General features: G+C 31.7%; 20 protein-coding genes. 11 read left to right on the top strand and 9 right to left on the bottom strand.

Annotated elements, in window-relative coordinates; all coding sequences use genetic code 11:
- Positions 1–3: 3 nt before the first annotated feature.
- Positions 4–624 (bottom strand): hypothetical protein, encoded by a 621-nt coding sequence (locus tag C8N27_RS01820; RefSeq protein ID WP_028890603.1) that lies wholly within the window; start codon positions 622–624, stop codon positions 4–6.
- A complete protein-coding gene (locus tag C8N27_RS01815; protein WP_099215997.1) occupies positions 608–1090 on the bottom strand; it encodes an RNA polymerase sigma factor in 483 nt (160 codons plus the stop codon). The genes C8N27_RS01820 and C8N27_RS01815 overlap by 17 nt, the downstream gene beginning before the upstream one ends.
- Positions 1091–1212: 122 nt before the next feature.
- On the opposite strand from C8N27_RS01815, the gene C8N27_RS01810 reads away from it, so the two are divergent.
- From C8N27_RS01810 to C8N27_RS01790, 4 genes are all read left to right on the top strand, one after another.
- On the top strand, positions 1213–1719 hold the full coding sequence (locus tag C8N27_RS01810) for a GbsR/MarR family transcriptional regulator (protein WP_121146053.1): 507 nt from the start codon (positions 1213–1215) through the stop codon (positions 1717–1719).
- Positions 1720–2134: 415 nt separating this feature from the next.
- Positions 2135–2476, top strand: a complete 342-nt coding sequence (locus C8N27_RS01800; RefSeq protein ID WP_121146051.1) for a hypothetical protein — start codon at positions 2135–2137, stop codon at positions 2474–2476.
- Positions 2477–2480: 4 nt separating this feature from the next.
- Positions 2481–2852, top strand: coding sequence for a hypothetical protein (locus tag C8N27_RS01795; protein ID WP_121146050.1), 372 nt, complete (start codon positions 2481–2483; stop codon positions 2850–2852).
- Positions 2853–2956: 104 nt separating this feature from the next.
- Entirely contained in the window at positions 2957–3649 is a 693-nt protein-coding gene (locus C8N27_RS01790; protein WP_121146049.1) for a YqjF family protein, read from the top strand.
- A 48-nt stretch (positions 3650–3697) separates the two neighbouring features.
- Here C8N27_RS01790 and C8N27_RS01785 read toward each other — a convergent pair whose 3' ends face one another.
- From C8N27_RS01785 to C8N27_RS01770, 4 genes are all read right to left on the bottom strand, one after another.
- The gene (locus C8N27_RS01785) at positions 3698–4615 is read right to left on the bottom strand and encodes a M43 family zinc metalloprotease (protein ID WP_121146048.1); all 918 of its coding nucleotides are present in this window, start codon (positions 4613–4615) and stop codon (positions 3698–3700) included.
- A gap of 228 nt (positions 4616–4843) precedes the next feature.
- Positions 4844–5299 (bottom strand): FKBP-type peptidyl-prolyl cis-trans isomerase, encoded by a 456-nt coding sequence (locus C8N27_RS01780; RefSeq protein WP_121146047.1) that lies wholly within the window; start codon positions 5297–5299, stop codon positions 4844–4846.
- An 87-nt stretch (positions 5300–5386) separates the two neighbouring features.
- Entirely contained in the window at positions 5387–8827 is a 3441-nt protein-coding gene (locus C8N27_RS01775) for a methylmalonyl-CoA mutase family protein (RefSeq protein ID WP_121146046.1), read from the bottom strand.
- A 70-nt stretch (positions 8828–8897) separates the two neighbouring features.
- Positions 8898–9221: a hypothetical protein gene (locus C8N27_RS01770; RefSeq protein WP_028890606.1), complete on the bottom strand. Its 324-nt coding sequence runs from the start codon at positions 9219–9221 to the stop codon at positions 8898–8900.
- A 297-nt stretch (positions 9222–9518) separates the two neighbouring features.
- On the opposite strand from C8N27_RS01770, the gene C8N27_RS01765 reads away from it, so the two are divergent.
- From C8N27_RS01765 to C8N27_RS01750, 5 genes are all read left to right on the top strand, one after another.
- Positions 9519–11513 carry a urocanate hydratase gene (locus C8N27_RS01765; RefSeq protein ID WP_121146045.1) on the top strand — a complete coding sequence of 665 codons (1995 nt, stop codon included), beginning with the start codon at positions 9519–9521 and terminating at the stop codon, positions 11511–11513.
- 12 nt (positions 11514–11525) lie between these two features.
- Positions 11526–12053, top strand: a complete 528-nt coding sequence (locus C8N27_RS01760; RefSeq protein ID WP_121146044.1) for a DUF4136 domain-containing protein — start codon at positions 11526–11528, stop codon at positions 12051–12053.
- Between the two features lie 82 nt (positions 12054–12135).
- Positions 12136–12300: a C1orf53 family protein gene (locus C8N27_RS15830; RefSeq protein WP_159432107.1), complete on the top strand. Its 165-nt coding sequence runs from the start codon at positions 12136–12138 to the stop codon at positions 12298–12300.
- A gap of 56 nt (positions 12301–12356) precedes the next feature.
- The gene (locus C8N27_RS01755; protein ID WP_099216008.1) at positions 12357–13064 is read left to right on the top strand and encodes a DUF4197 domain-containing protein; all 708 of its coding nucleotides are present in this window, start codon (positions 12357–12359) and stop codon (positions 13062–13064) included.
- Positions 13065–13216: 152 nt separating this feature from the next.
- Positions 13217–13414, top strand: a complete 198-nt coding sequence (locus C8N27_RS01750) for a hypothetical protein (protein ID WP_028890610.1) — start codon at positions 13217–13219, stop codon at positions 13412–13414.
- On the opposite strand, the gene C8N27_RS01745 is transcribed toward C8N27_RS01750, so the two are convergent.
- Together C8N27_RS01745 and C8N27_RS01740 are read right to left on the bottom strand one after the other, a co-directional pair.
- On the bottom strand, positions 13397–14155 hold the full coding sequence (locus C8N27_RS01745) for an ABC transporter substrate-binding protein (protein WP_121146043.1): 759 nt from the start codon (positions 14153–14155) through the stop codon (positions 13397–13399). The genes C8N27_RS01750 and C8N27_RS01745 overlap by 18 nt on opposite strands.
- A 36-nt stretch (positions 14156–14191) precedes the next feature.
- Complete coding sequence (locus C8N27_RS01740) at positions 14192–14962, bottom strand: LytR/AlgR family response regulator transcription factor (RefSeq protein WP_167444710.1); 771 nt, start codon at positions 14960–14962, stop codon at positions 14192–14194.
- Between the two features lie 397 nt (positions 14963–15359).
- Between C8N27_RS01740 and C8N27_RS01735 the strand changes: the two genes are divergently transcribed.
- Positions 15360–18434, top strand: coding sequence for a SusC/RagA family TonB-linked outer membrane protein (locus C8N27_RS01735; protein ID WP_121146041.1), 3075 nt, complete (start codon positions 15360–15362; stop codon positions 18432–18434).
- Between the two features lie 10 nt (positions 18435–18444).
- The gene (locus C8N27_RS01730; protein ID WP_167444709.1) at positions 18445–19641 is read left to right on the top strand and encodes a RagB/SusD family nutrient uptake outer membrane protein; all 1197 of its coding nucleotides are present in this window, start codon (positions 18445–18447) and stop codon (positions 19639–19641) included.
- Positions 19642–19865: 224 nt separating this feature from the next.
- On the opposite strand, the gene pyrF is transcribed toward C8N27_RS01730, so the two are convergent.
- Entirely contained in the window at positions 19866–20678 is an 813-nt protein-coding gene (pyrF, locus tag C8N27_RS01725) for an orotidine-5'-phosphate decarboxylase (protein WP_121146039.1), read from the bottom strand.
- Positions 20679–20731 lie beyond the last annotated feature (53 nt).

Here is a 20731-nt window from a genome sequence, read left to right as displayed (position 1 = left end):
TGATTAATAATTTTTTAATTCTTCCAATTCTTTAATAATATCATCGAGCTTTGAAATAAGGCTGTGATATAAAACTTTGGTTGAAATGGTATATACAAAATAACCAATCATTGCAGTAGCTATAGCTACCATAAGTCCAACGCTTAAGATGCCTATAAAGGAAGTTTCGCTAGAAATATAGTTAGATAAAAAGCTTTGCTCTTTTACCCCATAGGCCAATGCGAAAATTGATACAATAGCTAGAGGAATGGCAAAAATGAATAATTTTTTTGTAGCTTTAGATACCGAGTTAATTACACTTCTGTAATTTTTTAAATACGTTAGGTTGTCAGATTTAACATCAATGGTTTTAAATCTTTTTAACAATCTTGTATTAAAAAAGTACAAACTCAAGATTAAAAAAGCGCCGTAAACCGCAATAATAGTTTCAGATAAAAGGATACCTCCAATAACTACTATTCCTGCCATAGGAAGTAACCCTTTATTGTCAAACTCGTAGGTTCTTCTAATTTTGTTAATGACCGATTTAGACTTCTGGTTGTATATGTCGTTAATTTTTGGAGCTATTAATGATTGTTCGTCAAGAAAAGCTTCATTCCATCTTTTTTCAATTGATTTTTCCATCTAATAATATTTTTAATTGTTTTTTAATTCTGTTAATGCGTACTGCAATATTGTTAGCGCTAGTTCCAATAATTGCAGCAATTTCTTTGTAAGGATTTTCTTCTAAATGCAGTAAAATTATCGCTCTGTCGACTTCAGATAATTTTTTAATAGCATCGTATAACAAGTTTAAATCTTCGTTTTGAAAAGCTTTATTATCTTCTGATAAATTGGGAGTTTTCTCTAAAGAATATTCTTTTTTAGCATTTCTCTTCGCTAAGGTTAAACAAACATTTAGCGTAATTCTGTAAATCCAAGTAGACCATTTCGATTTGTTTTGGAAAGCATCTCTGCTTTTCCATATTTGTAAACAAGCTTCTTGATAAAAGTCTTCAAAATCTTCTTGAGAGTCTGTGTAAGCTCTACATATTTTAATAATAATACCAGCATGTGGTAAAATGGATGTTATATAAAAATCGTTACTCAAAATTTGGTTTTCTTGATAGGTATTCTGAAAAGTAAAATTATTACAAGAGATTAAATAAAAATTTAAAATATTTTATTTTCAGTAATTATTGAAAGTTTCATATTTTGTTATATATTTGTGATATGAAATTAGAAGACGCAAAATTAAAATACATTCATACTTGGGGTAGTTTAGCTACCAGCTGGGGTATTAATAAGACCATGGCACAAGTACATGCGTTGCTGTTAGTGTCTACAAAGCCTCTTTCTGCTGATGAAATTATGGAAACCCTAAAAATTTCTAGGGGTAATGTAAACATGAATGTTCGTGCTTTAATTGATTGGGGAATCGTAAGTAAAGAGTTTGTAGTTGGAGAACGAAAAGAATTTTTTGTGGCAGATAAGGATATCTGGGAGCTATTTAAGCAGGTAACGAAAGAGCGTAAGAAAAGGGAAATTGAACCTGTTTTAAAAGTGTTAGATGAACTACAAGAGGATGTTAAAGAAAACTCAGAAGAAGCAGAAGCCTTTAAAAAAGTGATGAATGATTTATCATCAGTCACTAAAACAGTAAATGGTATTTTGGAGAAAGCAATTAAAGCTGATGAGCATTGGTTGTTATCTAACTTTACCAAAATGATAAAAAAGTAAAAAAATTTAAATATAAACTTTCAGTAATTTCTGAAAATATGAAATATACAATATGTGTAATAAGCTGGATTAACAGAGTTTTAATGTTTCCTTTCATTATTTTACTAATATTAGGTGTAATTGAGAGTGATTGTTTAGCAATTGCAGCATTATTGGCTATACCCTTAGGCTTTTTCCAAATACTATTTGGCTTTACTACACTATATCTGTGGAATGAGATGAATAGATACTTAAAATTTTCTCAGATAGTTTACTTAGCCACTGTGCTTTGTTATTTTCTAATTATATTTTTCACTGTAGTCTATGAAAAAGAAAAAGAGATTTTAATTATGAAATATATTCTATATACTACACCAGTAATATTGGCTTTATTCTTAACTCTTTTTATAGAAAAATTAAAATCAATGTTAGCGAAATGATACTACTCACTTATACATCTTATTTAACTTTTTCTATAGCAGTTGTTTTTTATGTAGGTAGCTTTTGTTTTCAAAATGGAAAAATCTACATACAAAATTATTTTCCTGATGATTTGTCAACTGGTAACGCAATAAATAACACATTACTTGTTGTATACTACTGCTTAAACATAGGATTGGCTATTTGGAGCTTAAACTCTATAAATGAAATAGAAGGCATAAATACTTTATTGGTAGAGTTATGTTTAAGGTTCAGTTTTATTTTATTAGTTATTGGAATACTACATTTTAGTAATATTTATATGGTTCATTTAATTCACAAGCATTTAAAAAAGTAATAGTATGAATGGAAATTTAGAATTAATAGCGTATTTAATTTATTTACCTATTAGTATTGGTTTAACAACTTTTGTTTCTCAGCATTTATTTAAAAATAGTAAGATTTTTATGTTAGATATTTTTAATCAAAAACAAGAAATAGCATTTGCTACGAACAAGCTATTTAAAATTGGTTTTTACCTATTAAACATAGGGTTTGCATTAAGAATTATTCAAGTTTATAGTCTAACAAATTATAAAAGCTTAGTTGAAGCACTAAGTGCTAAAATTGGAGGCTTTTCTATTTACTTGGGAATTGTTATGATTTTCTTTATCATTTTCTTTTTGAAAGGTAGAAAAGCAAGTAAAATGGAAAAGTTAAAACTAAATAGATAAGAGAATAATTAAGGGAAATTGCTTAATAAATTAGAAAAAGAGGAAGTAAACCTCATAAGTAAAATACTTATAAGGTTTGTGAATTAATTAAAAAAATGAATTATATGAGTTTTTTAAAAGCAGAATGGCGAAAGTTGGTCATGGTGAATTATGAGGTTAATCCAGAAGTATTAAAAGGTTATATACCTAAAGGAACTGAATTAGATTTTTATGAAAACAAATGTTACATAAGTGTTGTTGGTTTCATGTTTTTAAATACAAAGTTATTAGGGGTAAAAATTCCTTTTCATGTAAATTTTGAAGAAGTTAATCTTCGGTTTTATGTGAAAAGAGAAGGTAAAAGAGGGGTAGTTTTTATAAAAGAGATAGTACCAAAACCGGCAATCACATTAGTAGCAAACACAATTTATAAGGAAAACTACCAAACATTACCTATGAAACATAGTTGGGTTGAAAAAGATGATATGTTTAAAGTGTCTTATCAATGGAACATAAACAAAAAGAGAAATTCGGTTTCAGTTGAAAGTAAATCTAAATCAGCCCCAATTAAACTCTATACTGAAATTGAATTCATAGCAGAGCATTATTGGGGATATGCTAAGGATAAAAATGGAACAACTGAGTATGAAGTGAAGCATCCAACTTGGAAGTATTATCCAGTGATAGATTATAAAATAGATGTTGATTTTTCTGCTACTTATGGAGAGCACTTTTCTTTTTTACAGAATCAAAAACCTAGCTCTGTATTTTTACTAGAAGGTTCTGAAATAAGTGTTGAAAACAAAATAGTTTTATGAAATTTTCTGAATGTATTTTGAAAACTAAACTGCTCTATAAGTAATAAGTTACCTATTTATTACATTAGAAGTAGTTAAAGTTTTTCTCCTTTCTGCATGTTCAAGCACATATCTCATTCGTTTAATTTGTCCTTTGGTAAATACATTCATACATCTATCGTCAGTAAGGTTCATGTAATTGTTTACAGGAGCAGGTTGTCCGTCACAGGCTTTTGGAATAGCTCCGTCGCAACCGTTAATAGAACTACTTACAGGTGGAGTGTCTTCAATAAAATCGTCATATTCATAACAAGGTTTTCCTTCAAGAGCAGCGCCCCAAATATGTAATAAGCCTAAAAAATGCCCCATTTCGTGAGTTAACGTTTTACCAAGATTAAGACCTCCAGTAACATCAGATTTTCCAAAGTGATGAACGTTAATTAAAATACCATCACCAATAGTTTTTAATTCATCCTCTATTCCAGGTAAATCAGTTGAAGGAAAAGAGGCTGCACCAGCAAATGTGTTGGGAGGATATCCACCATAAACCCAAATGTTGATATATTTATTAGGATTCCAATACCTAAATTCTGGGAACCAATCAAACCTGTCTTTATCACCTCTTTCTGGAGTTTCATCGTAGTAATTGATGCGATTAATTCCATCAGTTGGATTTCCGTTAGGGTCTATTTCAGCAAGTTTGAATTGAATAAAAGAATCACTACTAATAGGAGAATTGTTTTCTCCTAAAGTCCCTGCTGTTCTTCTAAAATCGTGATTTAGAGATTGAATTTGCTCTTTAATACGTTCGGTTGCTAGGTTAAAACTACCGCCTATATTTTCTCCATCATGTATTATGTGTACAACTACGGGTAAAGTATAGAGTTCTAAATTATTTAAAGGAGGTTCAGGTAAATTACCCTTTTCGTCGCTACTACAAGAAAATAATAAAAGAGAAAGAATAGTAAATGAAAATATTTTTTTCATAGAATTATTGGAGTTTTTATTAAGCTGTTATTGGTTAGATAATGAATAGTGCATAAGGTTGCGTGTAAAGTTTTTATTTAACGTTTTATTATTTTAAAACAAGATTTTAATAAATAGAAACTCTTTTGTAAGAAAAGGAACAATAAAGAGTACTAAAAAAAGCCTCGCTTAGAGAACTAAGTGAGGCTATATAGTGATATATACTAAAGGGATATGAATATTTTTTGACTAATTGATAGATAGAAGAGTTACCTCAAATATTATAACAGATCCTGCTGGAATACTTCCTTTTTCAACATCTTTATAAGCTAGTTTTGAAGGGATAATTAATGTTATATCTCCGCCTTCTTTAATATATTGTACACCTTCGCTAAAACCTGGAATTAACTGAGAAAGATTAAAACTTACTTCATCATCTTCTCCGAAAATTTCTTCGTTTAATAAATACCCTTTATAGTTAACTGTAACATTAGAATTAAATGAAGGAGAGTTACCAGTACCTTCGTTATTTATAATGTAGTATAGTCCAGAATCGCTTTTCTCAGCTTCTAAGTTATTCTTTGTTAAATACTCTTGAATTTCAGTTTCATTAATTGCATCATAATCTATTTTTTCTATAAGAGGTTCGTCATTAGAACAAGAAATAGTAATGATTGTGATAAAAAGTAAAAAGATTTTTTTCATAGATAAGGTTTTAAAAAGACGAAAATATAAAAAAGCCTCACAGAAATCTCTGTGAGGCTTTAAATATTTATCTAAAGGCATTGCCTTTTACATGTTTCGTCTGTATTGACCACCTACCTCAAATAATGAAGCAGTAATTTGACCTAACGAACAAACTTTGGTAGCATCCATTAATTTTTCAAAAAGATTTTGATTGTTAATAGCAGCCGATTGCATTTCAGATAAAAGTTGTTCTATTTTATCTTCATGTGCTTTGTTTAAGTTTTCTTTCGTTTTTATTTGGAATTGTTTTTCCTCTTCCGTAGCACGAATCACTTCTTGTGGAGTAACAGTTGGAGAACCTTTAGAACTTAAGAAGGTGTTTACCCCAATAATTGGGAACTCACCTGTGTGTTTTAAGGTCTCGTAATATAGACTCTCTTCTTGAATTTTAGAACGTTGGTACATGGTTTCCATAGCACCTAATACACCACCGCGTTCTGTAATTCTATCAAATTCAGTTAATACCGCTTCTTCAACTAAATCAGTTAATTCTTCAATAATAAATGAACCTTGAATAGGATTTTCATTCTTAGCCAATCCTAATTCTTTATTAATAATTAGCTGAATTGCCATGGCACGACGTACAGACTCTTCTGTAGGTGTAGTAATCGCTTCGTCATAAGCATTTGTATGTAGCGAGTTACAGTTGTCATAAATCGCATATAATGCTTGTAACGTTGTGCGAATATCATTAAAGTCAATTTCTTGCGCGTGTAGTGAACGTCCAGAAGTTTGAATATGATATTTTAACATCTGTGCTCTTGGGTTTGCTCCGTATTTATGTTTTAAGGCTTTTGCCCAAATTTTACGAGCTACACGACCAATTACAGCATATTCAGGATCGATACCATTTGAGAAGAAGAACGATAAGTTTGGTCCAAACTTATTGATGTCCATTCCTCTTGATAAGTAGTATTCTACATAAGTAAATCCGTTTGCCAACGTTAAGGCTAACTGTGTAATTGGATTAGCACCTGCTTCAGCAATATGATACCCTGAAATAGATACAGAGTAGAAATTACGAACATTTTTCTCAATAAAGTATTCTTGTACATCACCCATTAAACGTAAGGCGAATTCGGTAGAGAAGATACACGTATTTTGCGCTTGATCTTCTTTTAAAATATCTGCTTGAACTGTACCACGTACTTGTGCTAAAGTATTTGCTTTAATTTCAGCATACACATCTGCAGGTAAAATTTGATCACCAGTAACCCCTAATAATAACAAACCTAATCCGTTATTCCCTTCTGGTAAATCACCATTGTATTTTGGTCTGTCAATTCCTTTGTCGTCGTATAATTCTTTAAGCTTTGCTTCTACCTTTTTCTCTAATTTGTGTTCTTTGATGTATTTTTCACAATTCTGGTCTATTGCAGCATTCATAAAGAACCCTAATAACATTGGAGCAGGACCATTGATGGTCATAGAAACCGAAGTCATGGCATGACTTAAATCGAAACCAGAGTATAATTTTTTAGCATCGTCTAAACAACAAATAGAAACTCCTGCATTACCAATTTTACCGTAAATATCAGGTCTGTGCCCTGGATCATTACCATATAAAGTAACCGAATCAAAAGCAGTAGAAAGACGTTTTGCAGGCATCCCTAAACTTACATAGTGGAAACGACGATTGGTACGCTCAGGTCCACCTTCACCAGCAAACATACGTGTTGGATCTTCTCCCGTACGTTTAAAAGGATATAATCCTGAAGCATATGGGAACTCTCCTGGTACGTTTTCTTGTAAATTCCAACGTAATAAATCACCCCAAGCTTGATATTTTGGTAAAGCGACTTTCGGAATTTGTGTGTGTGAAAGTGATTCTGTGTGTGTTTCTATTTTAATCTCCTTATCACGTACTTTAAACGAGTAAATAGGATCTTTGTATTTTTTTACTTTGTCTTGCCAGTTTAAAATAACTTCCCAGTTATACGGGTCAAGATTTAGTTTTACTTTATCAAATTGAGCAAATAATAATTTTACAAATGGTTGCTCTTCCTCTTGAACTTGTTTCTGAATTTCATCTTGGTCAATTCCGTTTTTGGTAAGGAATGATTCTGTTACTTCGTTTGGAATAACAGATAAGATGGTTTGATAGATTCCGTATAGTTTCTGAGCTACTTTTTCTTGCTCATCAACTTTTTTATCGTAAGCACGGTTGTTTTCTGAGATTTCAGATAAATAGCGCGTTCTACTTGGTGGAATTACAAAAATCTTTTCAGACATTTCTTTTGTAATTTCAAAAGTAGATTGTAAATCAGCTCCAGTTTTTTCAACTAATTTATCCATAATCGCTTTGTATAGCGAGTTCATTCCTGGATCGTTGAATTGAGATGCAATCGTACCAAAAACAGGCATGTCATCCATGTGAACATCCCATAAATTGTTGTTACGCATGTATTGTTTTTTTACATCACGTAAGGCATCTAAAGCACCTCTTTTATCAAATTTGTTAATAGCTACTAAATCAGCAAAATCAAGCATGTCGATTTTTTCTAACTGTGTAGCCGCACCAAATTCAGGTGTCATTACATATAACGAAGTATCAGAGTGCTCAATAATTTCAGTGTCTGATTGTCCAATACCTGAAGTTTCTAAAATAATTAAATCAAATTCTGCTGCTTTTAAAACTTCAACTGCTTCATTTACATATTTAGATAAAGCTAAGTTTGATTGACGAGTTGCTAACGAACGCATATACACACGTTCATTGTTAATAGCATTCATACGAATACGGTCACCCAATAAAGCTCCTCCTGTTTTTCTTTTTGATGGATCTACAGAGATTAATCCGATAGTTTTTTCTGGAAAATCAATTAAGAAACGACGAACTAATTCGTCTACTAAACTCGATTTACCAGCACCACCGGTACCCGTAATTCCTAAAACAGGAGTTTTAGAGGTTTTATTTTTTTCGTGAATAGCATCTAAAGCGTCTTTAGCAACTTCTGGGAAGTTTTCCGCAGCAGAAATTACACGTGCAATACTACCAACTTCTTTATCTGCTAATTTGTTTACTTCACCATTCAGTGAATCTCCGATAGCAAAGTCTGATTGTTGCACTAAATCGTTAATCATTCCTTGTAATCCTAATTCACGACCATCATCAGGTGAATAAATACGAGTAATTCCGTAGTCCATCAATTCTTTGATTTCCTCAGGTAGAATTACTCCACCACCACCACCAAATATTTTAATATGTCCAGCTCCTTTTTCTTGCAATAAATCGTACATGTACTTAAAGTACTCATTATGTCCACCTTGATACGAAGTCATAGCAATAGCATTCGCATCCTCTTGAATAGCACAGTTAACCACTTCTTCCACACTTCTATCATGCCCTAAGTGAATCACTTCAACCCCGGTAGATTGAATAATTCGGCGCATAATATTAATGGCAGCGTCGTGTCCATCAAATAGAGAAGCCGCAGTTACAATTCGTACTTTGTGTTTAGGTTTATAGGGAGTTATTTGTTCCATTCGTAAATTGTCTTAATTTTCGGGTACGCAATTTACGGAAATCTTAAAAAATAGCAGGATGTTTTAACAATTATAAATAGGATAGGAATGCCCACCTTTTTCGAGTAGTGATATAATCTAAATTATGTTCGTTTTTATAGGCTTCTCGCTCAAAACTTAAATTACTATAAGCTTTTGAAGTGTTACGGTAAATTAATAGCTTGATAAACCACTCTAAAAAATAAAATAGATAGAAGAAAACAATCAATAATTCTAATTGTTGTTTTAAATGAATTTTTTCATGGTTTATTAAAACAGGATCACCTTTTAAATCTTCTCTTTTTAAAAAGATAAAAGGATACAATGTCATTCCAGAAAATCCTTTTGGTATTATATGTTTTGAAATAAATATCATAAACCTGTTCATGCAATAAACTTACCAAAGGTACAATTTATTGTTAGCACAACAGAAAAAATACAAAAAGAAGAAAAATTTATACTTTTTAAAGATGCAGTTTTTAACTGTATAAACTTATATTTGTGCAAACTTCAAAGAAGATGGATTTTTTAACTTTAAAATATAAAAAGAGGATTGAAGCTCAGTATCACAGAGCAGACATCCGTTATCCATAGTTTCTTCATTTTTACGATTATCAACAGATTTAAAATTAATAAGTTTTCATCTTTTACTGGAAACTAAAAACCGTATAAAATGACTTTTAAAGAACAAATAAAACAAGGAATACCAACTGCATTACCTCCAAAAAAGGAGTATGATACTACGATAAACCACGCGCCAAAACGTAAGGAAATTTTAACTGAAGAAGAAAAGAAGTTAGCTTTACGTAATGCATTGCGTTATTTTGATAAAGAACATCACGAAGAGTTATTACCTGAATTTGCTGAAGAGCTAGAGAAGTACGGACGAATTTATATGTATCGTTTCCGTCCTGATTATAAAATGTATGCGCGTCCTATTGAAGAGTATCCAGGGAAATCTGAGCAAGCGAAGGCTATTATGGTAATGATTCAAAATAATTTAGATTATGCTGTAGCACAACACCCCCATGAATTAATTACCTATGGAGGAAACGGAGCAGTGTTTTCTAACTGGGCACAGTACTTATTAACCATGAAGTACTTGTCAGAAATGACAAATAAACAAACCTTGGTAATGTATTCAGGACACCCAATGGGGTTATTCCCATCACATAAAGATGCTCCAAGAGTTGTAGTTACAAATGGAATGATGATTCCTAATTATTCTAAACCAGACGATTGGGAGAAATTCAATGCCTTGGGTGTTACTCAATATGGTCAAATGACAGCGGGAAGTTATATGTACATCGGTCCACAAGGAATTGTACATGGAACAACCATTACTGTGTTAAACGGATTTAGAAAAATAGGAAAGTCTCCAAAAGGTAATTTATTTGTTACCGCTGGTTTAGGAGGAATGAGTGGAGCTCAACCAAAAGCAGGAAACATTGCAGGTTGTATTACAGTTTGTGCTGAGGTAAACCCAAAAATAACGCAGGTTCGTTTAGATCAAGGGTGGATTGATGAGAAGATTACTGATTTAGATGAGTTAGTAGCACGTGTTCGAAAAGCAAAAGAGAATGAAGAAGTTATTTCATTAGCATATTTAGGAAATGTAGTGGATGTTTGGGAGAAGTTTGCCGAAGAAGATGTGTATATCGATTTAGGTTCAGATCAAACGTCGTTACACAATCCATGGGCAGGAGGATATTATCCTGTAGATATTTCTTTTGAAGATGCCAATATTATGATGGCAGAACAACCAGAGTTGTTCAAAGAAAAAGTGCAAGAAACATTGCGTCGTCACGCAAAAGCCATAAATAAGCATACAGAAAAAGGAACGTATTTCTTTGATTATGGAAATGCCTTTTTATTGGAAGCGAGTAGAGCTGGAGCAGATGTAATGAATCCAAATCCAACATTAGGGAGAGAGTTTAAATACCCAAGTTATGTACAAGATATTATGGGACCTATGTGTTTTGATTATGGTTTTGGTCCTTTCCGTTGGGTATGTACTTCAGGAAATCCAGAAGATCTAGCAAAAACAGATGCGATTGCTTGTAAGGTGTTGGAGAAAATCAAGAAAAAATCTCCAGAAGAAATTCAACAGCAAATGGCGGATAACATTCAGTGGATTAAAGGAGCACAAGAAAATAAATTAGTAGTTGGTTCACAAGCACGTATTTTATATGCAGATGCTGAAGGACGTATGAAAATAGCGGAAGCTTTTAATAAAGCTATTAAGAAAGGAAAAATAGGTCCAGTAGTCTTAGGTCGTGATCATCACGATGTTTCAGGTACCGATTCACCATACCGCGAAACTTCAAATATTTATGATGGTTCTCGTTTTACAGCAGATATGGCAATTCATAATGTAATTGGAGATAGTTTTAGAGGAGCTACTTGGGTTTCTATCCACAATGGAGGTGGAGTAGGCTGGGGAGAAGTAATTAATGGTGGATTTGGCATGCTTCTTGATGGTTCTAAAGATGCATCAAGACGCTTAAAATCAATGCTTTTCTGGGATGTGAATAACGGAATAGCAAGACGTAGTTGGGCGAGAAATGACGAAGCTGTTTTTGCTATTAAACGTGCCATGGAAGCTGAAAAGAAGTTAAAAGTAACACTTCCTAACTTAGTAGATGATGCATTATTAGAAAACATGTAAATCCTAAGAAAAATGAAAAATTTAAAATTACTTTTTTTGCCAATTATAGCTTTACTAATTACTTCATGTAGTTCAGTAAGAGTGGTTACTGATTATGATACACAAACTGATTTTAATCAGTACAAAACGTTTGCGTTCTACAAAACAGGGATAGACAAAGCTCCAATTTCTGATTTAGATAAAAAACGTATCATGCGTGCAATAGAGGCAGAATTGATGGCGAAAGGGATGACAAAGTCAGCTACACCAGATGTCTTGGTAAGTTTATTTACTAAGTCTCGCGAACGTATTAATGTAAATGATAATTATTACGGAGGGTTTTATTATCCATGGTATTATGGTCCAAGTCCAGTAACAGTTTCTCAATATACAGAAGGAACATTATTTATTGATTTGTTAGATGCTAATAAAAAAGAGTTAGTTTGGCAAGGAATAGGAACAGGAGCTTTAAGTACAAGTAGTGTAGAAAGAAAAGAAGCTCGTATTAAAGAGTTTGTTGCAGAGATAATGGCGGAGTATCCTCCTAATGCTAAAAAGTAAGATTTAGTTTTTTAAGATAGATATAAATACGTTAGGCAGAAGTATAAGGTCTGTTTAACGTATTTTTTATGATATTTGTAGTATGAGAAACAAGATATTAAAGCCTACGCCTGATGAATATTATACCAATGAACAAGGGTATAGGGTTTTTAAAGAAGCATACCATTTACGACGTGGGTATTGTTGTAAAAGTGGATGTAAACACTGTCCGTATGGATATGATAAAAATACCGACAGCTTCAAATAAATGTGACAATAATTAGTTTATTGTTTCTAAAGTATAGATAAAATCAAACAAGTAAAATGAAAAAAATTACAGTATTCTTTATAGCACTTACTTTTATGGGATGTGCAGAGTTGCAAAAAGTAGTAAATCAATTACCACAAGGTGGATTATTAACACAAGAACAAATTGGTAATGGTTTACGTCAAGCTTTGGACAATGGTATTCAGCATCAGGTAACCAAGTTAACTTCAAAAGATGGTTTTTATAAAAATGATTTGGTGAAAATTTTATTGCCAGAGGAACTACAAGCAGTTGATAAAGGCTTGAGAAAAATAGGTTTAGGTAATTTAGCTGATGAAGGTTTAAAGGCAATCAACAGAACTGCTGAAGATGCTGTAAAAACGGCTACACCAATTTTTGTAAATGCTGTTAAGGAAATTACGTTTGCAGATGCTAAAAATATTCTATTAGGGGCAGATAATGCAGCTACTTCTTATTTAGAAGGAAAAACAACTACAGCTTTATATAGTGAGTTTAATCCAGTAATTAAAAACTCATTTGCTAAGGTTGGAGCTGATAAAATTTGGTCAAACTTAATATCAAAATACAATAGTATTCCATTTGTAAAAAAAGTAAATCCAGATTTAACAGACTACGTAACTACTGAAGCATTAGAAGGGGTATTTACAATGATTGCTGTTGAAGAGAAAGGTATACGTAATAAAGTAGGATTACGAGATACAGCGTTATTACGACAAGTTTTTGCTTTGCAGGATAATAAATAGAATTAAAAAGCTCTTGAGAGATTAAGAGCTTTTTTTTGTCGTTGATAATATTAAAAACAGGAATTTTCCCCATTTTATATTTAATTTATTTTTTATATAGCTGCAAATCAAATAAATATGTATATTTATAATCCGTGTTAACCCAATTAGAAATGTCAAGAATTAATCAATTACGTAGATATAGAAAACATCTTGAAGAGAGATATCGTAGATTGGTTGAGACAGCTAACGATTATAAATATGAAGATGAGTGTAAAAGTGATCGCTCAGCATTTAAAGCAATGAAGATATTAGAAAAGCTAAATAGAATAAAATATTTAGATGAAGACATGTCAAGTCCTGCTGTGTAATTCCTTAAAGTAATCAAAAGCTTTTAACAGTCTGCTACCGTACCAAGAGAAGTATTCACCGTCAACTAATATAGGCGTTGAGTTACTGGTATATTCTTTAATTTCAGTAATGTGTTTTTCTTTGAAAGGAAAAGGTTCAGAAGAAAGTAAAATTAATTCTGGTTTTTTCTTAAGAATATCTTTTATGTTAACTTCTGGATACCTTTTTGCGTTAGCATAAACATTGTCAAACTTGTTTAATTCTAACAGGTGGTTTATAAATGTATTACTTGCTGCAACCATCCAAGGATTTCTCCAAATAAAATAAGCTACTTTTCTACTTTTTTTATTTTCAATAAACTTTTTAAAGTCGATTATCTTTGACTCTAATTTGTTAATCATTTTTTTAGCTTCAACTTGCTTCTCAAAAAAACTTCCGTATAAAGAAATTAATTCTAAGGAATCGGTAAGTGTAAAAATATCAGAGACATGTGTAAATGCTATTTGTTGACAGGCTTCAACTATTTCTTTAGTATTTTCTTCTTTATTACACAAGATAATATCAGGTTGAAGATTTTTAATTCTATCAATTTTTATATTTTTTGTCCCTCCAACAATAGTTTTGGTTCTTACAAGATGTTCTGGATGGGTACAGAATTTGGTTACTCCAACGATATTTTCTTCAAGTCCCAAATCAATTAAAAGTTCTGTTTGACTTGGGACTAATGAAATTATTCTTTTGTATTTTTTATCAATACTCATTAAGCAAAAATAAGGATTCAGAAAAGTAAAGAGTTATTATTTAACTCCCATTAGTTCTTGGAAATCTTTTTTATAACTCTTGCTTACTCTAAAAGTTTTATTATCGTTAATTTTTACATCTGTTTCACCATAATTGGAAGTGATAATCTCATCAATAAAATTAGAATTGATTATAGTAGATCTATGGATTCTAACAAAAAGATTAGAGTTTAATCTTTTAATTATACTTGATAAAGATTCACGTAGTAAATACTTTTTGTTGTCTGTAGTAAAAATTTCTACATAATAACCTGAGGCAGATATATACTTGATATTGTTTCGTTCTAAGAAAATTATTTTGTTCCCAGATTTAATATTAATCTTAGTTCCTTTTACAGGCATTTCAATTGGAGTTTTTTCTTTTACAAGATCTAAGATGTTATCTAAACTAGAAAGTTTTTCTATTTTTTTATAATCTATTACCTTTTTAATAGAAGCATAAAATCTATCTTCTTCTAGAGGTTTTAAAAGGTAGTCAAAAGCAAAATAATCAAAGGCTTTTACAGCATGCTCGTTAGAAGAGGCAGTGAAGATAAAAATAGGTTTTTTTGGTAAGGTTATTTTTTCAATAATATCAAATCCCGTCATATTATTGATCTTAGTATCAAGATAAACAACATCAGGAGATAAGGTGTTGATTTTTTCTATAGCGTCTAAACCATCTGAACATTCACCAACAATTTCTATAAAATTATAATTGCTTACTAGTTTTTTAAATCTAGATCGAGCAGTTTTTTCATTGTCAATAATTAAAATTGATACTTTCATTTGCATTTTGTTTTCCAACAGCTATAACAGTTAAAATTAGGAGGTACCCTAACTTTTGATTTATTAAAGTTTAGTTAAATAAATATTAAAAATTAAGCTGTTTGTTGAAACTTATAATACTGACTATAATTATTAAATAGAAGGGATTTGTTTATTTGTTGTTTAAATAAAAACGAGCGGCGAAAATAATGAAGAACAGCTCATGAAACCAATAAAAATAAAGGTTTTTTAAAAAGTTAACATTAATTAATATTTGACTGTTTTTAATGAGAGTGTTGTTGACTTCTTAAAATTGTTTTTTCACATCAAATTAAAGGTTGTTAACTTCAAATGAGTGTTAGCAAAAACTTATAGCCTTTAGATTTACAACTGTTAATTAATAAAAATTTAATAATTTATGAATCTACATTGGAAAAATGTAATCTGTGTATTCTTCTTTTTTGGTTTTTTACTGAATATGAGTGCACAGGAGAAAAAAATCACTGGAGTGGTGTCTGATAGTGCAGGACCTTTACCTGGTGTAAATGTAATTTTAAAGGGTACGACCATAGGTACTGAAACAGACTTTGATGGTAAGTATTCATTAAAAGCAAAGACAGGAGATATTTTAGTTTTTAGTTTCGTTGGAATGCAAGTAACTGAAAAAACTGTGGGAACAGCTTCAGAACTAAATATTTTAATGAAAGAAGATACTAATGTATTAGATGAAATTGTAGTTGTAGGATATGGATCAACTTCTAAGAAAGATTTAACAGGATCAGTAGCAACTATAGGTGTAGAACAATTACAAGATAAACCAGTAGCAAATGTAACACAAGCTTTACAAGGAAAAACCTCAGGTTTACAAATTGTAAGTACTGGAGGTAGGGCTGGTGACGCTACTCAAATTAGTATTAGAGGTAATGGTTCTTTAAGTGCATCTAACAGTGCTTTATATGTTATTGATGGTGTTCCTCAGGAAGATATGTCAGGTATTTCTCCTGAAGATATTAAAAGTATCAGTATTTTAAAAGATGCAGCTTCAACAGCAATTTATGGATCTAGAGCTTCAAATGGAGTTGTGTTAATAGAAACGAATAGAGGTGGTTACCAACAAGGTATATCAGTTTCTGTTAATACCTCTTATGGCTTTCAAAATATTATTAAAAGACCAGAATTATTAAATGCTACTCAGTATAAGAATGTTTTAGATGTAGCAAGAGTTAATTACGAACAAGATATAGCTTTAGGGGTGTTAAACGGACCTAAGGATCCAACGGAACTAACTCCATTGCCTTCAAGTCCATATAATATAGATTGGCTAAAGTTAGTGCTAAGAGATAATGCAGCTGTTAAAAGACATCAGTTTAGCATTTCAGGAGGAGGGGAAAATACGAGAGCATATTTATCAGCTTCTTTATTTGATCAAGAAGGAATTATTAAGGAAGATAATTATAAAGTAGGACGTATTAAATTAAATGTTGAGCAAAAGATGAATGACTATGTAAAGTTTGGGGTTAATTCTTTCTTTTCTTACTCTGAATCAACTCCAATAGCAGATGATAATAGTACGTATCAACCATATTCAAACGCATTAGGAGCAAGACCAGATGTAAATCCTTATGGTGCAGATGGAAAAGCAGCTATTCATAGTTTTACAAACCCTTTATTTGCTTTTGAAAGACAAGTAACGGATAAGTGGCAAAACTTAGGAGGGACATTATTTTTAGATGTAACACCTATAGAAAGCGTGGTATGGCGTTCAGCCTTTAGTGGAAACATTAGAAATAATAGATATAACAGATACGATGCTCCTAATACAAGAAGAGGTTTAAACGGAGATGGCGAGACTATAGGATACGGTTATTATAGTACAGCAAACAATAGAGATTACTTAATTGAAAATACTGTAACTTACACTGATAGATTTGCAAACGATAAGTTAAAGTTAACGCTATTGGGAGGTCACTCTTTTCAACAATGGGATTATGAAGATTCTTATGTTGCAGGAGAAAAGTTTCCTTCAAGTGATTTAAATTGGTTGTACTCTGCAGGAGAGATTAATAAAGGACGTAGCTTTATTAAAGCTATGGCATTAGAATCATACTTTACAAGATTACAATTATCTTGGGATTCTAAATATCACTTCATGATATCGACAAGATATGATGGCTCATCGAAGTTTACAAAAGAGAATAGATGGGGGAGTTTTCCAGCTGCATCTATGGGTTGGACTATTTCTAACGAAAAGTTCTTTAATGTACCAGCTATTACTGAATTAAAAGTAAGAGCTTCTTTCGGTTACACTGGTAACCAAACAGGGATTTCGTATGCTTCTGGACAAAACTTATTAGAATCAGGATATAATTATGATCAAGCCCCAGGATTAGCTGCAGATGAGATTTTTAACGAAAACTTAAAATGGGAAAAAGGAGAAGCTTTTAATATAGGTCTAGATGTTACATTGTTTAATAAGTTAGATGTTAATTTTGATTACTATGAAAAAGAAACTCAAGATCTTTTAAGTAGAATTAATGTTTCTCAAGAAAGTGGTTTTGGAACCATGCTAGCAAATGTTGGAAATATTTCAAATAAAGGTTTTGAAGTAAACTTAAACGCAAGAATTATAGAGAAAGATGATTTTAGATGGAACTTTGGTGGGAACTTCTCATATAATAAAAACGAAGTATTAAAAGTAGGGTCTGAAACAGGTCAATATGAAACAGGTTTTGTATCGGTAGTTAAAGAGGGAAGCCCTTTAGGTTCATTCTTTTTATTAGAATCAGCAGGTGTTGCTTCAGAAGCCTATACATATAAAAAAGCAGATGGAACTGATGGACATACTGTTGCAGCTGGAGATATGATTTATGTTGACCGTAATCATGATGGACAAATTTCCGATGCGGATAGAAAAGTATTTGAAGGAGGAATAGCTCCTATGTATGGAGGTTTCAATACAACTGTAGAGTATAAAAGCTTTGATTTAGGGATCAGCGGACAATATTCTATTGGTAAAAAAGTATATACAGCTTTCAAAGAAAGGTTATTAAATGGAGGTTCTGTTGGAGCACCAGCATATTCAAATAATATGTTAACAGAAATGTTAGACTATTGGACCCCAACAAATACAAATGCATCTAATCCTAGACCTCATTTATCTTCAGTTATTTCTGACTGGAACATGAAAAGGTCTAGCAGATTCTTAGAAGATGCAGATTACTTAAGAATTTCTGATATTACTTTGGGGTATAATTTTTCTTTCTTAAAAGATTCAGATGTTAAATTTATCAAAAGCTTAAGGCTTTATGCTCAAGTAAGAAACCCATTTACTTTTACTAAGTATTCAGGAACAGACCCTGAAACAAATTATGTAGATCAGTCAGCTGAAAGTAGTCAAGACAAAACAGATGGAAGTAAAATTCAAGCAGGAGTTGATTTAGGAGGTATTCCTAATGTTAAATCATTCTTAGTAGGATTAAATGTTAAATTTTAAAAAACAAAACATGATTAAAAAAATTTCAAAAATACTTTTTGTTGGAGTATTCACAATGATAATCTCTTCATGTAGTAATCAGTTAGATATTCCTTCTGAAGTATCTTTGTCAGCTGATACAGATTTAGCAACTGAAGATGTAGATGTATTATTAACAGGGTTGTATCAGAAAATGAGACACCCTAATGGATATGGTTATTTCTCTATCATAAATACTGAAATCATGGGGGATAATTACAAACCTGTAAAGTTTCAGTGGCCCCAAGTAAAAAATCTCTATGAGCATACAGTTCCTGCTTCAGATATCTTGCTAGGGTATTTCTATTCAGGATATTATGCAGGTATTTTTAGAGCTAATGCTATTTTAAAAGTATCTACAGCAAATGAAGCTCAAAAAGCGGCTGCACGCTATAATAGAGCTTTAAGTTATTTAAGATTATTTGATTTATATGAAAGAGTTCCTTTAGTTGATGAAACTTATGACAGAACTCCAATAGCTCCTTCTTCAAAAGAAGATGTGTTAAACTTTATTGTTGAAGACTTGAAATATGCTAAAGCAAATAGCATAAGCTTTAATGGATTTAGTCTGTTAGAAAGTCAAAAGACACCTACTAAAGAAGCAGCATCAGCTCTTTTAGCAAGAGTTTATAGAATTCAAGGAAATATTGCAGCGGCAGGTATAGAAGCTGAAGAGTTAATTAATTCAGGAAAGTTTTCTTTAGCTGTAAACCCTCTAGAAAGAGACTCAGAAGTAATCTTTATGTTTAAAGGAAATAAAGCAGAAGCAGCTGGCTGGTGGGGATGGATAATGAGTCCTGATGCAAGTGATTGGAACTGTTTTGCAGCTGCAGATGATTTAACTGAATTGGTAAAAGATGAAGATACTCGTAGAATTCTGTTTGATTTTGAAGGTAAAGAAGATAATGGAGGCTATGTTTACTCTAAAAAATATAAATCAGAAAGAAATTCAGATTTATTAGTTTCTAGAATTGCTGAGATGTATTTAATTTCTGCAGAAGCGGGTAACACTGCTAGGTTAGATGAATTACAAGCAGCAAGAAAGTCTTCATTAACATTAGCAGAAGAAAGACGTTTAGAAATGTCTTTTGAGTGGACTAGATGGCAAGATTTAAAATTAGAAGGAAAAACTTCTTATATTTTACCATACCCTACAAGAGCAGTGGATTCAAATCCATTACTTAAGTAGTATTTAGACATTCCCCTAAAAAAGAAAGGGCTGAGTTTTAAAACTCAGCCCTTTTCATATTAAAGAAATTGTTTTTCAATTCAAAAAAAAGGCAATTCAAATCAAAGTTATAATAACGAAGAGTTGAGCTTAATACATTTGTGCCAACTTATACCAACTTTGTTTTCATTGGTGTAATTATTTGAATTAATTATAAAGTCAGGGAGTCATTAACCTTGACTTTTTTATTTTAAAATAGTTTCCATTTGCTTTTGTAGTTCTCCAGCTTTTGTAGCTGCAGCTTTAGCAAAATCATTTCCGTTAGAAGCATAAATAATTCCACGAGAAGAATTAATTAGTAGACCTACAGTATCAGTCATTCCGTATTTGCAAACCTCTTCTAGGCTTCCTCCTTGAGCACCTACACCAGGAACTAATAAAAAGCTTTCAGGAATAATCTTTCTGATATCAGCTAAATATTCAGCCTTGGTAGCTCCCACGACATACATCAGGTTTTGAGAATTTTTCCAAGATTTAGAAGTTTCAATAACCTGTTTGTATAACTCTTTACCATCAACTGTTTTTGTTTGAAAATCAGAGGCACCTTGGTTAGAAGTTAACGCCAACATAATAGTATGTTTATCTTTAAAAGCTAAAAAAGGTTCAACAGAATCTTTACCCATATACGGTGCAACAGTTACTGAATCAAAAGCTAAATCTTCAAAAAAAGCTTTTGCATACATAGTTGAGGTGTTACCAATATCACCCCGTTTAGCATCAGCAATTGTGAAAATTTCAGGATGTTTTTCGTTTAAGTAATTAATCGTTCTTTTAAGAGATTTCCATCCCTTAATACCATATGCTTCATAAAAAGCAGTGTTAGGTTTATAGGCTACACAAAGATGATGTGTAGCATCAATAATAGCTTTGTTAAAGGCAAAAATAGGATCTTCCTCTTGAAGTAAATGTGCTGGAATTTTGTCTAAATCAACATCTAACCCAATGCATAAAAATGATTTCTTTTTTTGGATTTCAGATACAAGTTGTTGTGTTGTCATGTGTTGTTGTAAAAGTTAGGCAAAAGTACATAAATTTAGCAGTTTCTGTTATC

The organism is Tenacibaculum discolor (genome assembly GCF_003664185.1).
GTDB classification, from domain to species: Bacteria; Bacteroidota; Bacteroidia; order Flavobacteriales; family Flavobacteriaceae; genus Polaribacter; species Polaribacter discolor.
The sequence above is the reverse complement of the archived record's forward strand: the minus strand, read 5'-3'. Positions and strand labels throughout refer to the sequence as shown.

Coding starts and splice junctions, on each gene's coding strand:
- C8N27_RS01755 (WP_099216008.1), top strand. CDS start 12,357: ATGAAAAAAATTACAGTATTCTTTATAGCACTTACTTTTATGGGATGT.
- C8N27_RS01795 (WP_121146050.1), top strand. CDS start 2,481: ATGAATGGAAATTTAGAATTAATAGCGTATTTAATTTATTTACCTATT.
- C8N27_RS01735 (WP_121146041.1), top strand. CDS start 15,360: ATGAATCTACATTGGAAAAATGTAATCTGTGTATTCTTCTTTTTTGGT.
- C8N27_RS01770 (WP_028890606.1), bottom strand. CDS start 9,221: ATGATATTTATTTCAAAACATATAATACCAAAAGGATTTTCTGGAATG.
- pyrF (WP_121146039.1), bottom strand. CDS start 20,678: ATGACAACACAACAACTTGTATCTGAAATCCAAAAAAAGAAATCATTT.
- C8N27_RS01820 (WP_028890603.1), bottom strand. CDS start 624: ATGGAAAAATCAATTGAAAAAAGATGGAATGAAGCTTTTCTTGACGAA.
- C8N27_RS01740 (WP_167444710.1), bottom strand. CDS start 14,962: ATGAAAGTATCAATTTTAATTATTGACAATGAAAAAACTGCTCGATCT.
- C8N27_RS01810 (WP_121146053.1), top strand. CDS start 1,213: ATGAAATTAGAAGACGCAAAATTAAAATACATTCATACTTGGGGTAGT.
- C8N27_RS01730 (WP_167444709.1), top strand. CDS start 18,445: ATGATTAAAAAAATTTCAAAAATACTTTTTGTTGGAGTATTCACAATG.
- C8N27_RS01745 (WP_121146043.1), bottom strand. CDS start 14,155: ATGAGTATTGATAAAAAATACAAAAGAATAATTTCATTAGTCCCAAGT.
- C8N27_RS15830 (WP_159432107.1), top strand. CDS start 12,136: ATGAGAAACAAGATATTAAAGCCTACGCCTGATGAATATTATACCAAT.
- C8N27_RS01785 (WP_121146048.1), bottom strand. CDS start 4,615: ATGAAAAAAATATTTTCATTTACTATTCTTTCTCTTTTATTATTTTCT.
- C8N27_RS01780 (WP_121146047.1), bottom strand. CDS start 5,299: ATGAAAAAAATCTTTTTACTTTTTATCACAATCATTACTATTTCTTGT.
- C8N27_RS01800 (WP_121146051.1), top strand. CDS start 2,135: ATGATACTACTCACTTATACATCTTATTTAACTTTTTCTATAGCAGTT.
- C8N27_RS01765 (WP_121146045.1), top strand. CDS start 9,519: ATGACTTTTAAAGAACAAATAAAACAAGGAATACCAACTGCATTACCT.
- C8N27_RS01775 (WP_121146046.1), bottom strand. CDS start 8,827: ATGGAACAAATAACTCCCTATAAACCTAAACACAAAGTACGAATTGTA.
- C8N27_RS01790 (WP_121146049.1), top strand. CDS start 2,957: ATGAGTTTTTTAAAAGCAGAATGGCGAAAGTTGGTCATGGTGAATTAT.
- C8N27_RS01760 (WP_121146044.1), top strand. CDS start 11,526: ATGAAAAATTTAAAATTACTTTTTTTGCCAATTATAGCTTTACTAATT.
- C8N27_RS01750 (WP_028890610.1), top strand. CDS start 13,217: ATGTCAAGAATTAATCAATTACGTAGATATAGAAAACATCTTGAAGAG.